A 13,605-nucleotide genomic window follows, 5' to 3' on the forward strand; every position below is an offset into this window, starting at 1 on the left:
CTACTCGCCGCGGCCGCCGCGCATCCTCGCCTCGAGGGCGCGGCGGTCGGGCTTGCCCGACTCGAGCAGCGGCAGGGTGTCCACGAGTTCCACGCGCACGGGCCGGGCGGCCGGCCCGAGCCCTGCGCCATCCGTGGCCGAGATCACCGCACCGAGGGCATCGGATGGCTCGACCGCACCGCGCCGCGCCGCCACCACGGCTGCACGCTCACCCCACTCGTCATCGGGCACGCGCACCACGACGGCGTCGGCGAAGCCCGCCAGCGTCCGCACCGCGCGCTCGACCTCGCCGAGCGCGACCTTCACGCCGCCCGAGATGATCACGTCGTCGGCCCGGCCCCGGATGCGCAGGCTCCCGTCGTCGCCGAGTGCACCCAGATCGCCCGTGCGGTACCAGCGTCGCCCGTCCGCGTCGGTCACGAAGGCGCGGGCCGTGCGCTCGGGATCGTCGAGGTAGCCCTCGGCGAGCATCCGTCCGGCGAGTTGCACCTCGTCGTCGACGATGCGCACGTCGACGCCCGGCAGTGGCATGCCGTCGTAGACGCAGCCGCCCGCCGTCTCGCTCGACCCGTACGTGCGGTGCACGCGGGCGCCGAGCTCGCAGGCGCGCTCCACCAGCCCGGGCGGGGCGGCCTGGCCACCGAGGAGGATCCGCTCGAACGAGCCGAGCGCGGCGCGCACCCGGCGGTCGCCGCCCTCGGCCGCGTCGACGAGTCGGGCGAGCTGCACGGGCACGAGCGAGGTGAGCCACGGACGGTCGGGGTCGAGCGATCGGGCCGTCTCGGCGAACGCGGCGGCCGTGAACCCGCTCGCCGGCAGCACGGCCGGCTCGGTGCCCCCGACGAGCGACCGCACGAGCACCTGCACGCCGGCGATGTAGGTCGTCGGCAGCGCGAGCAGCCACTGGCCGTGCATACCGCCGAGGAATCGCGAGGTGCCACCGGCGCTCGCCCGGAGCGCGGCACCCGAGAGCATCACTCGCTTCGGGGCATCCGTCGACCCGCTCGTCTCGACCACGAGCGCGACGTCATCGGGCACGAGTCCGTCGATCGGGTCGGCAGGCTCCTCGGCGCCGGGCACGGGTAGCACCGCGAGCCCGTCGAGCAGCACGGCCTCGCGCAGCTGCGCGAGCATGGCGGGCGTGTCGTCGGCGGCAACCCGGATGAGCGGTTTCATCGGCGACCCCGTAACCGGATGGACCGGGTGCGGCCCATCAGTAGTGCCACGGGTACGCACCCCAGTCGGGGTCGCGCTTCTCGAGGAACGAGTCGCGGCCTTCGACGGCCTCGTCGGTGCCGTACGCGAGCCGCGTCGCCTCGCCGGCGAACACCTGCTGGCCGACGAGTCCGTCGTCGACCGCGTTGAACGCGAACTTCAGCATGCGGATCGCGGTCGGTGACTTCGTCAGGATGGTGCGCGCCATCGCGATCGCCTCGCGCTCGAGTTCGGCGTGCGGCACGACCTTGTTCACGGCGCCCATCTCGTACGCGCGCTCGGCCGAGTACTCCTCGGCGAGGAAGAAGATCTCGCGCGCGAACTTCTGTCCGACCTGGCGCGCCATGTAGGCCGAGCCGTATCCGGCGTCGAAGCTGCCCACGTCGGCATCCGTCTGCTTGAACCGCCCGTGCTCGCGACTCGCGATCGTGAGGTCGCAGACGACGTGCAGCGAATGTCCGCCGCCGGCCGCCCAGCCGGGCACGACCGCGATGACGACCTTCGGCATGAACCGGATGAGTCGCTGCACCTCGAGGATGTGCAGGCGGCCGACTGCGGCATGACTGCCGGCCGAGCCCTCGACCAGGCCGGTCTCGGCATCGGAGTACTTGTAGCCGTCGCGCCCGCGGATGCGCTGGTCGCCGCCCGAGCAGAACGCCCAGCCGCCGTCCTTCGGGCTCGGACCGTTGCCGGTGAGCAGCACGACGCCGATGCGCGGGTTGGTGCGCGCGTCCTCGAGAGCGCGGTAGAGCTCGTCGACCGAGTGCGGGCGGAAGGCGTTGCGCACCTCGGGCCGGTCGAACGCGATGCGGGCGATGCGCCCGTCGGTCGAGTGGTGATACGTGATGTCGGTGAAACCGCCTGTACCGGTTACGGATGCCGCGGCATCCACCCACTCGCTCGGATCGAACAGCTCGGACACCTCGACAGCCATGCTGTCCAGCCTATTCGCGGCGGGCCGCTGCCCCCGGCGCGCCGAGATGACGCACCGTGCGCTCCGGACGGGGCTCAGCCGCACTTCCCGTCACCTCGGCGAGCTCTCGCCGCGGTCAGCGGGCTCGGGGCTCCCTAGACTCGGGGCATGAGCGACGTCGCGCCGAGCCTCCCGCCCCTGCACGACCTGCTCACCACGGCTCGCGCCGTCGCACTCCCCCTCGTGACGAGGTTCCGCGGGATCGACGTGCGCGAGGCCGTGCTGTTCGAGGGGCCCGAGGGCTGGACCGAGTTCGCCCCGTTCGCCGAGTACGCCGACGACGAAGCCGCGACCTGGCTCGCCGCAGCGATCGACTTCGGATGGCGCGCCACGCCGGCCGCGGTCCGCGACCGGGTGCTCGTGAATGCGACCGTGCCGTCCGTCGACCCCGACGCCGTCCCCTCGGTGCTCGAACGCTTCCCCGGCTGCCGCACCGCGAAGGTGAAGGTCGCGGCATCCGACCAGACCCTGGCGCAGGATGTCGCACGCGTGCGCGCCGTCCGCGAGGCGATCGGGCCCGAAGGGCGCCTCCGCGTCGACGCGAACGGCGGCTGGAACATCGACGAGGCCGAGCACGCGATCCACGCGCTTGCGCCCTACGACCTCGAGTACGTGGAGCAGCCGTGCGCCACGGTCGACGAGCTCGCCGAGATCCGCACGCGCACCAAGTACATGGGCATCCCGATCGCGGCCGACGAGAGCGTCCGCCGCGCCGACGACCCGCTCGCGGTGGCGGAGGCCGGCGCGGCAGACCTGCTCGTGATCAAGGCCGCGCCGCTCGGCGGCATCCGCCGCGCGCTCGAGATCGTCGCCCGGGCGGGCCTTCCCGTCGTGGTCTCGAGCGCGCTCGACACGAGCGTCGGCCTCGCAATGGGCGCCCACCTCGCGGCATCCGTGCCCGAACTCGAGTACGACTGCGGGCTCGGCACGGCCTCGCTGCTGGGGGCGGATGTCACGCGCGACCCGCTGACCCCGAACGACGGCGCCATCGACGTGCGTCGCGTCTCGCCCGACCCGGCCCTGCTCGACCGGTTCGCCGCCGACGAGGAACGGACCGCCTGGTGGATCGCGCGGCTCGAGCGCTGCCACGCCGCGCTCCTCGCGCGGGCGAACACCCACGACGCCTGACCCGGGATTCCGCCGCTCCGACTGCGCTTGCGCCGCATCACGGCCGGGAGACCGTTTCCAATCGGCTCATGTCGAACCCGCCTCATGTGAGGCTGCGTTGACATGAGCAATGAGGAAACCGTGTCAGGCCGACCCCCGCCGCCCGCAACGGCGCGACACCTGCTGGGCTGGTGTCAACCCCCAGCACTGGGTGTACGGAACGGGGACAAGTCTCCGATAGTCAGGGAGCGCACGGATGTCTCGCGCCGACGAAGACGCGACCGTGGTGATCGTGCGTGGCCGATCGCCCGCACGCTTGACAACCGACAGAGGAGACCGCATGTTCTCACGAACCCTGACCAACATCGGCGCGGGCGTCGCGCTGGCCGCCATCGGCGTGCTCGGCACCGGCGCAGCCGCGTACGCGCACGAGTGTTTCAACACGAATCGATCCGAGCAGGGCAACGCGGGGGCCTCGAACTCGCAGGCCTGGTTCACGGTCCACTTCGAGGAACTCACGTTCGGCCTGCCGGCCGCGGACGCCGAGTGCGTGCTCGACGCGTACGCGTCGACCGGCGCGCCCATGTCGTTCACCATCAAGGTCAAGGGTGCGAACGGCAGCGGCGGCGTCATCGGGGCGAACAACCCGAACCAGGCGACGAAGGCCGCCGACGGCAAGGGCATCGACGAGATCTTCGCCGCGCACGGCGCCGACATCGTCGGCAGCTTCGCGACCTGCGGCGTCGAGCTTCCCTTCCCGGTCTGACCTCGACAGGTCCACGACCGAGCAACAAACGGGGTCGGGGCGGAGGGGCGCACACCCCCTCCGCCCCGACCTGTTCAGGCGGCGCCGCGAACGGCGCGCCTCACCACAGCACCACCAGCGCCGGGACCGATTGCGACCCGGCGAAGCCATCGCCGCCGCCGAACACCGTCTGCACCCAGTGCGGTCCGGCGGGCAGCTTCGGCAGCTTCACGCTGAACCGACCCTGATCGGAGGACGAGATCGCCTCGGTTGCGACGACCTCGCCGTCGACGACGATCGACACCGTGCCGACCGGGCGCGACCCGTCGAGCGCCGTGACCTGACCCGACACCTTGAGGGTGCTGCCGGCCTTCGCGATCGACTTGCTCGGCGCCGCGAGCGTGACGGTCGCCACGCCGGCGGGCTCCTGCTCGTCGACCAGCACCGCGGCGGTGCGCGCCGGCAGCGTGAGCGTGCCGGACGAGGCATCCCAGCCGGTGCCCTTCACGACCTCGTCCGCACCGCCGGCCTGCACCTCGTTGAGCGCGAAGTCGCGACCCGCGAGCCCGTCGACCTGCTCGGTGATCGCCTCGGGCGACGCGTTGAACACCACCATGGCGCCCTCGAGCTCGGCGTCGACATCCTCGCCGACCAGGTCGTCGATGAGCATCACGATGAGCCCGTCCGTGGCATCCGTACCGCTGTTCGGGAACGACACCTTCTGCTCGATGAGCTCGGCCGAGCCCAGCTGCAGCAGGTCGACTGACGAGCGCACTCGCAGCAGGTCGAGGGCGGATGCCTCGGCCGACGCGATGTCGGAGGCGCCCGGCTTGAGGGCCGGGTCGGCCAGCAGGGGCTTCATGAACTCCCATTGGTCCTCGTTGTCGGCCTTCGGGGGCAGGCCCGACCCGAAGGTCGACTCCTGACCCGTCCAGTCGATCCGGTTGAACCAGTCGCCCGAGTTGTAGCTGTTGCGGTCGAGCGACTTCGAGCGCAGCAGCTCGGTGCCGGCGTGCCAGAACGACGGCGTCTGCGAGAACGTCACGGTCGCGAGCGACAGCGTGTTCATGCGGAGGCGATCGGCCATCGACGTGTCGGTCGGCAGCTTGAACACGCCGAGGTCGTACAGCGTCTCGTTGTCGTGCGCGTCGACGTAGTTGACGACCTCGTCGGGCTGGTCGGCGTATCCGGCGGGCGCGCCGTTGTAGTCGACGTCGGCGCCCGACTTCACCACCCCGTCGTACCCGGTGAACTCGAAGTCGCGGAGGTTGCCCGCGAGGCCGAGCTTCACGAGGTCGGTCTGCTGGCCGAGGTTCCGGATGCCGTCGCGAGTGGGCATGCCGTTCGGCTCGCCCGCGAGGCCGGTGCCGAAGCCCTGTTCGAACTTCGAGTCGCCCGCGACCGGGCTGCCGCCGTGCACGCCGTCGCGCAGCCGGTCGCTGAACGTTCCGATGCCCGTGCCGCCGAGCTGGCCCTGGGTGGCCTGCTCGAACCTGGCGTTGTTGGCGACCTCGCCGAAGTTCCATCCCTCGCCGTACAGGTACACCTTCGACCCGTCGACGCCGTCCTCCTCGAGCGTGAGCTCGTCGAGGGCGGCCCGCACCGCGAGCATGTTCTCCTTCGAGTGGTGGCCCATGAGGTCGAAGCGGAAGCCGTCGACCTTGTACTCCTCGGCCCACAGCACGACCGAGTCGACCATGAGCTTCTGCGCGACGGCGTGCTCGGTCGCCACGTTCTGGCAGCACGTCGAGGTCTCGACACCGCCGACGGCGTTCAGCCGCTGATAGTAGCCGGGCACGAGCTTGTCGAGCACCGACTTCTCACCCTGGCCCGACTGCGCCGTGTGGTTGTAGACCTCGTCGAGCACGACCTGCAGGCCGGTGGCGTGCAGGGCGCCGACCATCTCGCGGAACTCCTCGACCCGCGCACCGCCGTCGGGGTCGACGGCGTAGGAGCCCTCGGGCGCCTGGAAGTGGAACGGGTCGTAGCCCCAGTTGAAGCCGTCGAGGTCGCGGATGGGCTCGAGGCACGCCTGCTGCTCCTCCGACGCCGGACCGAACGACGCGAGGTCGCAGTCGGGGGTCGCTTGCTGGTCGCGGCGCTCCTCGATGGTCGCGATGTCGAACGTCGGCAGCAGGTGCACCGTGTTGATGCCGGCGTCGGCGAGCTCGCGCAGCTGCGCGGTGCCCGCGCTGTCGCGCGTGAACGCGCGGTAGGTGCCGCGCTCGGCCTCGGGCACGGTCTCATCCGTGATCGAGAAGTCGCGCACGTGCAGCTCGTAGATCGCGCGGTCGACCGGGCGCTCCACGACCGGCGCCGGCGTCGACGTCCACTGCTCGGGTGCGAGCGCGGGGTCGTCGAGGTCGACGACCACCGTGCGCGCCGAGTTCACGGTGAGCGCGGCCGAGTACGGGTCGGTGACCGAGTTCGTTTCGATCTCACCGGTCGTCGGGGCGTACACCTCGACGAGCCAGCGGTACTCGCTCCCCGGGTCGATCGCGCCGTCCGTCACCGACCAGGCACCGGATGCCGCGTCGAACGTCGCCGGCAGCATCTGCGGGTCGCCGGTCGCGCCGGCATCCCAGAGCTGCAGCGACACCGACTGCGCAGTCGGCGCCCAGACACTCAGCGTCGGGGCATCGGTCGTGAACGAGGCGCCGAGCGAGGCGGATGCCGCTCCCTCCGCGTAGAGGTCGTCGAGCACGCCCGGCAGCTGCACGCCCGTGAGGGCGGTCAGCGTCTCGCCGTCGCGCTGGGCGACCTGGAGTTCCTCGGTGACGAGGCCGGCGATCGCGTCGCGGTCGAGCCCGGCCGGACGCAGTGCCACGTACCCCGCGAGGTGCGGGAAGGTCGCGGCGAGCTCCTCGCCGATGCCGGCGGGGTCGTGCTCGAGCGCGATCGGCTCGCCGCCGCCCGTCACGACGCCCTCGGCGACCGAGAGCCCCGCGTCGGCGGCGTGCTCGAGCGTGAACGAGAGGTCGCCCGCGGCCGCGCCGCCGAGCAGCGACGGCGGCCACGCGAGGGTGTTCGCGTCGAGCCAGTAGGCCCGCTGCGTGCCCGTGCCCGCGAGCGGCGGGTCGGCGACGACCACGTCGAGCACGTGCGTCTCGAGCGTGTACCGGAACGTCACGAGCTTGCCGGTGGTGGCGCTGAACGAGATGTTCGCGCCGTTGCGCACGCCGTCGGCACCGTAGTTCTCATCCCACGAGAGTCCGTGCGCGACCTTGAGCTCGTAGTTGCCGGTCGGCAGCTGGTCGGTCGCGAACTCGTACACGCCGTCCTTGTCGCCGTCCTGCGCGAACGTGATCATGCAGTCGGGCGACCAGTCGGCGGGGCAGCCGAGCTCGGACTGCAGGCTGCCGGGCAGGGTCACGATCGGGCCTTCGGCGGTCGACGAGACCACCTTGGTGCGCGGGTCCCAGTAGAAGGTGACGGGCTTCGTGCCATCCGTCGTGTAGGTGACGTTCGGGCCGTCCTGCACGCCGTTGGCGCCGTAGTTCAGCGCCCACGACCCGTTGATCGCGACCTTGTACTCGTAGGTACCGGCCGGGACCTGGAACGTGCCCGCGTAGATGCCGTCGGCGCGCTTGGTCAGCTTCGCCGCCTCGCAGCCGGGGGCCCAGTCGCCGGCGCAGCCCATCTCGGAGTTGTGCGCGCCGGGCACGGTCACGAGGCCGATCTCGGGCTCGGGCTCCTCCTCGACGACGAGGTTGACGGCGTTGCCGACCGACGCGTAACTCGACGCGGCGGCGCGCTGCCCCGCGGCATCCGTCGAGATCGCGCGGTACTCGACGAGCGTGCCGTTCGCGAGCCCGGCGGTGTCGTGGAAGACCCGCGGCGTCGTGTCCTCGGCCGTGCCGAGCGCGTGCCACTCGTCGGAGCCGGCGACGCGCCACGCGAAGCTCGTCTCCTGCCACGTCGCGTCCGCGACATCGGCCGAGACCGGGGTCACGCCCGTGACGCCGGCGCCCGCGGCGGGCACGTCGACCGCGATGGCGGCAGCCGCCTCGGGGGCGGTCACCTGACGGTCGGCCTGCAGCACGACGGCGCCGAGCGCCGGCACGCTGACGGATGCCACGCCCTCCGCGTTCGCGGTGATGCCGGGGCCGTCGGTGCCGTACAGCGGCGCGAACACGCCGCCCGCGGTGAGCGTCGGCACGTCGACGGTCTTGGCCTCGGTCGCGTTGTTCACGGCGACGAGGTATTCGACCTTCTCGTCGCGGTCGACGCGACTGAACGCGTACACGCCCGCGCCATCCGTCACGTACCGCTCGATCTGGGCGCCCTGGTCGAGCGCCGGGTGCGCGTCGCGCAGGTCGGCGAGCGCTGCGATGTGCTCGTACAGCGGTGCGTCGGTGCCGTACCTGTCGACGCTGCCGGCGTTCTCGCCCGTGACGAGCGGCTGGTTCGCGTACTCGGCGGTCTGGCTCGCGAACAGCGTCTGCCGCGCGTCCTTGTCTCCGCCCGCGCCCGCGAAGCCCTGCTCGTCGCCGTAGTAGACGACCGGCTGGCCGCGCGTGAGGTACATGAGCTCGTGCGCGAGCTCATCGCGCTGGAGTGCACTGCCCGAGTTCGCGAGCATGTAGCCTACGCGGCCCATGTCGTGGTTGCCGAGGAAGGTCGGCAGGGCCGTGGCCGACGAGTCGGACGTCGTGTAGTAGTCGTCACCCGCGAACAGCGACTGCAGGTTCTTCGCGCTGTTGCCCGACGCATACGAGACGGCCTGCGACTGGAACGTGAAGTCGAGCACCGAGTTCATGTCGGACTTGCGGACGTACGGCGAGAGCTTGACCGGTTCGGCGTCGTAGACCTCGCCGAACATGAAGAAGTCGTCCTTGCCCTGGTCGTGCGCGTAGGCGAGCACCTCGCTCGACCACTGCTCCCAGAACTCGAAGTTCACGTGCTTGGCGGTGTCGATGCGGAAGCCGTCGATGCCGAGGTCGATCCAGCCCTGGTAGACGTCGACGAAGCCGTCGACCACGGTCGGGTGCTCGGTCATGAGGTCGTCGAGGCCGACGAAGTCGCCGTAGGTCACCGACTCCCCGGCCCAGGTCGAGTCGCCGCGGTTGTGGTACAGCGTCGGGTCGTTGAGCCAGGCCGGGACCTTGAGGTCGGCGTCCTCGGGCGCGACGACGGGCGTGTACGGGAAGCTCGTCGCGGGGTCGAGCGTCGGGAAGGCCGGGTCGTCGGCACCGGCGTAGTCGCTGGGCTTGAACGGCTGCCCCGAGGCATCCGTGTAGGGGCTCGTCGCCTGGTCGATGTACGAGTACTGCTGCTCCTCGTAGTCGATCACGTCGGCCGTGTGGTTCGTGATGATGTCGAAGTAGATCTTGATCCCCTTGGCGTGCGCCTCGGAGATGAGCGCCTCGAGCTCGGCGTTCGTGCCGAGGTGCGGGTCGATCTGCGTGAAGTCGGTGATCCAGTAGCCGTGGTAGCCGGCCGATGCGTTCGCGCCCTCGCCCTGCACCGGACGGTTCTTGAAGCTCGGCGTCAGCCAGATCGCGGTCGTGCCGAGCCCGTCGATGTAGTCGAGCTTGTCGCGCAGGCCCTGGATGTCGCCGCCCTGGTAGAAGCCCTTGTCGGTCGGGTCGAATCCGGTGGTCAGCCGGTCGCCCTCGAGCCCGCCCTCGTCGTTCGACGGGTCGCCGTTCGCGAAGCGGTCGGTCATGACGAAGTAGAAGTTCTCGCCGCTGCCCGGCTGGCGCACGGGGGCGTTCACGAGCGAGGCATCGGTTGCGTCGTCGTACGCGCCGCGCGTCTCGAGCAGTTCGAGGCCCACGCGCTTCTGGGCGTCGTCGAAGATCACACGAACGTCGGTGTCGCCCGCGACCGTCAGCGGGATGTTGTCGCCGCCGCCGTCGAGGCCCCACGAGGCGTCCCACGTGTCGTTCGCGGCGACCTTGTACTCCCACGACCCGGCCGGCACGGTGAACTCGGCGGCGTAGATGCCCGGGTTGTCGGTGGGCAGCAGGTGCGTCGCCTCGCACTCGGGCTGCCAGTCCGCCGAGCAGCCGAGCTCGCTCTGCAGCGAGCCGACGAGCGCGAACGTGTCGTCCGCGGCGACGGCTGCGCCGGCGACCGGAACGACCGCGATGACGGATGCCGCGACGGCGCCCGTGAGTCCTGTTGCCAACCACCTTCGAGCGCGCGCTCGCTGCGTCATCCTTGACTCCTGATTCCCGGCACGACGACGTGCCACCGACATTGGGAGCGACGCTATCGCGAGCGGGATCGTTAATGCAAGCGTTTACAACCGCCATGGGTCCGAACACAGCGAATCGCCCGCCGAACTGGTCGGCGGGCGATTCGGGTGCGAGCAAGCGTTTGCGCTGACGTCGGGCGATTTCGCGCCCACTCCCCCACTCAAGGGGTCACAGGAGGCGACCGACGGCGACCGCGCGGAAGTTCTCGGTCCGGAGCCGGTCGGCATCACGCCGGAGCTCGTGCAGGGCTCGCGGGTCGAGGTCGTCGAGCTGGGTCGAGCGCACCCGCGAGAACGCGAGTGCGGCGCGCTGCAGGATGCGGCGGGGAAGCGTCCAGCGCCGGATCGGGCTGGTCGTGGCTGCCGTGGTGGTGAGGATTGCGGTGTTCATGATGACGTCTTCCGGTCGATGCGTGAGTGGGTGGGTGGGCGGCGGCGGGGCACCTGGTCGGCGCGTCCGAGGTCAGCGGGGAAGGGTGGGCGTCCGGCGGTAGCCGTCGCGGCGGAACTGCACGGATGCGCCGGCGACCGCCGTCGCTGCGAGCAGTCCCAGCGCGATCATCGTTGCGAGCATTTCGCGCCTCCTCTCGGTCTCGATCTGCGCCCCGATCGGGCACATCTCTGTTCTACGGCGGGAGGGCAGGGCGATTCGTCGGGGACGACTACCGAGATCACGCGCGACGCCTACCGAGATCGGATGGCACGACTCCGGAGTGCGGCGGCGCGGGACCGGGCGCGCGGCCCGCGGGTCAGCCGGCCTGCTCGAGCACCTCGGGCGCGAGTCGCGCCGCCTCGACGCGCGTCGCCACGCCGAGCTTCGCGAGCACGGCGGCCACGTGCGTGTCGACCGTGCGGACCGAGAGGACCAGCCGGTCGGCGATCTCGGCGTTGGTGAGCCCGTCGGCGACCAGACGGAGCACTTCGACCTGCCGCGCGGTCAGGCCGGCCGGGTTGGCACGCGTCAGCGTCGAGGGTCCGCGTGGGATGCTGCGGACGCCGCGCTCGCGCAGCAGGGCCCTGACGTTCCGCGCCAGCGGGACCGCCTCGATCCGGTCGAGGATGGCGAGCGCCGCGACGAGGTCGGCCTCGTCGGGACTCTCGGCGAGCGCGGCCGCCTCGTGGTACGGCGCGCCCGCCTCGCGCCAGAGCTCCGCAGCCCGCCGCCAGTCGCCGCGGGCCTGGACGGCGAAGGGGTGACGGTCGTCGGCGGCGACGTCCACCTCGTCGCCGGTGCGCCGCAGGAGGTACGCCAGCTCGGCCCGCAGGGACTTGGCGTCGAGCCGGTCCGCCTCGTCGAACTCGGGGCGGGCGATCTCGCGGGCCGCCGCACGGTCGCCGCGCAGCAGGGCGGCCTCCGCCAGCGCCGCGGCCACGGGCCCGCGCCGTTGCAGCTCGCCGAGCTCGACGGCGACCCGCCGGCCCTCCTCGAGCAGCGCCTCGCCGTCACCGTCGCCGCGCCGGATCCGCACGGTCCCCTCGACCGTCAGGGCGACGCAGCGGGCGTGCGGCGCGTCGATCTCCCGATCGAGCGTCTGCAACGCGTCATCCCATCGCGCTCGGGCGAGGTCGAGCCGCGCCTGCTCCATCTGCTGGTAGGTGACGAATCCGATGAACTCGGCGCGCTCCGAGATCTCGAGGGCCCGGTCGAGGTGGTGCTCGGCGAGGTCGAGTCGGTACTGGTCGAGCAGTCCCCAGACGAGGTTGACCGACGCGCGAGCCGCATCCTCGATGTCGTCGACCGCCAGCGCGACCTCGGTGGCCTCGACGAGCTCCGCCATGCCGGCGTCGTCGGCGAGGAACATGAGCGCCGTGCCGTGGTTGTTCAGCGCGTGCGAGAGCACCCCGGCGTCGCCCGTCTCGCGGGCGATGTCGATGGCGAGGCCCGAGAGCTCGATGGCCCGCGGGGTGTGGTGGGCGAGCAGGGCGAGCTGGGCCTCGTTGCTCAACGCCATGGCGTAGAGACTCGGGTCGCCGGCGTCGACGAGCACGGCGGATGCCTCGCGGGCCGCGGCCTCGGCGTCGGCACGGTGTCCGGCGAACCACTGGAACCGCGACAGCCACCGCAGGCTCGCGCCGAGTCGCCTGGCATCGCCGAACCCGCGGCGCAGCGCGATCGCCTCGGACTCGGGAGCCACGGCTTCCTCTGCGAAGCCGATCGTGTACGCCTCGATCGCGTACTCCTCGAGGAGGTCGGCACGTTCCATGGGCGGATACCGGTCCGCGTGGTCCCGCACCACCCGGAAGTGCGCTGCGGCCTGCCGGTGCGCACCGGACGCCGCGGCATCCCGCGCCGCACGCGGCGCCCACTCCGCGACCACCTCGACCTCGCCCGCCGCGAGCGCGTGGTGCACGAGCCTCGCGGAATCGACGCCGCCGGTCTCGAGGAGCGCGGCGAGCACCCGCCGCTCGAGCTCGATCCGGTGCGACGCCGGAAGCCCATCGACCACGGCGCGCCGCGTCAGTTCGTGGCGGAACCGCACGCCGTCGGGCTGGACGACGAGCAGGCCGCCCTCCTCCGCCGCTCGAAGCGCGCCGGCTCCGCCCGGCACGAGCCGGGCGAGCAGGCCCGGGTCGACGGCCGACGGGACGACGGCCAGCTGCTCGACGTGCTCCTGGGTCGCGGCATCCAGCCGTCGGAGCCGGCCGGTGACCGCGTCCACTACCGTCGGCGGCACCCGGACCTCGTCGGCCGAGGCGACGATCTCGCTGACGAAGTACGGGTTCCCCTCGGTCAAGGCGACGACGCGCTCGACATCGAGCCCGCTGCCGGCGGTGAGCTCGCCAACCGCCGCCGGCGAGAGGCGCCGCGGCGCGATGCGGTCGACCCGATCGCCGTGTCCGAGGTCGCCGAGCAGCCGGCTCAACGGATGGTCGCGGTCGAGCTCGTCGCGGTACGTGAGGACCAGGACGGCGGGCAGGTCGTCGATCCGCCGGGCGAGGAAGCGCAGCGCGTCGAGCGTCGCCTCATCCGCCCACTGCGCGTCCTCGATCACGAGGACCGTCGCTGGCGTGCCCGACAGTTCCTCGCGCAGCGCGTCGAAGACCTCCTCGCGGTCACCCGCGCGCAGCGCCTGCCCCAGCCGAGGACCGACCGCCGACGTGAGGTCGCGCAGCGGCCCGAGCGGGCGAGGCGTGGACATCGCATCGCACGAGCCGAGCAGCACGCGCACGCCAGCCGGCGGATCGGCGCGCACGGCGCGCACGAGGGTCGACTTGCCGATGCCCGCCTCGCCGTGGATCAGCACCACGCGGCCGCGCGCCGCGACGGCATCGCGCGCCGCGGATCGCAGCGCGTCGAGTTCCTTGTCGCGCTCGAGCAGGCCCCGGCCCATGCAGCGATCGTGCCCGCGGGACGCGGGGATC

The 13,605-nt window shown here is 71.8% G+C and carries 7 protein-coding genes; 2 read left to right on the forward strand and 5 right to left on the reverse strand.

Features of this window, described 5'->3' with window-relative positions; genetic code table 11:
- Both ACFQ58_RS00275 and ACFQ58_RS00280 read right to left on the reverse strand, forming a co-directional pair.
- Positions 1-1,176 carry an AMP-binding protein gene (locus ACFQ58_RS00275; protein WP_376948373.1) on the reverse strand — a complete coding sequence of 392 codons (1,176 nt, stop codon included), beginning with the start codon at positions 1,174-1,176 and terminating at the stop codon, positions 1-3.
- 37 nt (positions 1,177-1,213) lie between these two features.
- Positions 1,214-2,149: a 1,4-dihydroxy-2-naphthoyl-CoA synthase gene (locus ACFQ58_RS00280; protein WP_376948375.1), complete on the reverse strand. Its 936-nt coding sequence runs from the start codon at positions 2,147-2,149 to the stop codon at positions 1,214-1,216.
- 147 nt (positions 2,150-2,296) lie between these two features.
- Here ACFQ58_RS00280 and ACFQ58_RS00285 point away from each other — a divergent pair, with 147 nt between their 5' ends.
- Positions 2,297-3,316 carry an o-succinylbenzoate synthase gene (locus tag ACFQ58_RS00285; protein WP_376948378.1) on the forward strand — a complete coding sequence of 340 codons (1,020 nt, stop codon included), beginning with the start codon at positions 2,297-2,299 and terminating at the stop codon, positions 3,314-3,316.
- 319 nt (positions 3,317-3,635) lie between these two features.
- Positions 3,636-4,061 carry a hypothetical protein gene (locus ACFQ58_RS00290; RefSeq protein ID WP_376948380.1) on the forward strand — a complete coding sequence of 142 codons (426 nt, stop codon included), beginning with the start codon at positions 3,636-3,638 and terminating at the stop codon, positions 4,059-4,061.
- A 100-nt stretch (positions 4,062-4,161) separates the two neighbouring features.
- Here ACFQ58_RS00290 and pulA read toward each other — a convergent pair whose 3' ends face one another.
- The 3 genes from pulA to ACFQ58_RS00305 form a co-directional block, all read right to left on the reverse strand.
- A complete protein-coding gene (pulA, locus tag ACFQ58_RS00295) occupies positions 4,162-10,203 on the reverse strand; it encodes a pullulanase-type alpha-1,6-glucosidase (RefSeq protein ID WP_376948382.1) in 6,042 nt (2,013 codons plus the stop codon).
- Between the two features lie 208 nt (positions 10,204-10,411).
- Positions 10,412-10,633: a hypothetical protein gene (locus ACFQ58_RS00300; RefSeq protein WP_376948384.1), complete on the reverse strand. Its 222-nt coding sequence runs from the start codon at positions 10,631-10,633 to the stop codon at positions 10,412-10,414.
- A gap of 358 nt (positions 10,634-10,991) precedes the next feature.
- Positions 10,992-13,574 carry an ATP-binding protein gene (locus tag ACFQ58_RS00305; protein WP_376948386.1) on the reverse strand — a complete coding sequence of 861 codons (2,583 nt, stop codon included), beginning with the start codon at positions 13,572-13,574 and terminating at the stop codon, positions 10,992-10,994.
- Positions 13,575-13,605: the final 31 nt, after the last annotated feature.

Origin of the sequence: Agromyces sp. NPDC056523, from assembly GCF_042794545.1 — a bacterium.
GTDB lineage: Bacteria > Actinomycetota > Actinomycetes > Actinomycetales > Microbacteriaceae > Agromyces.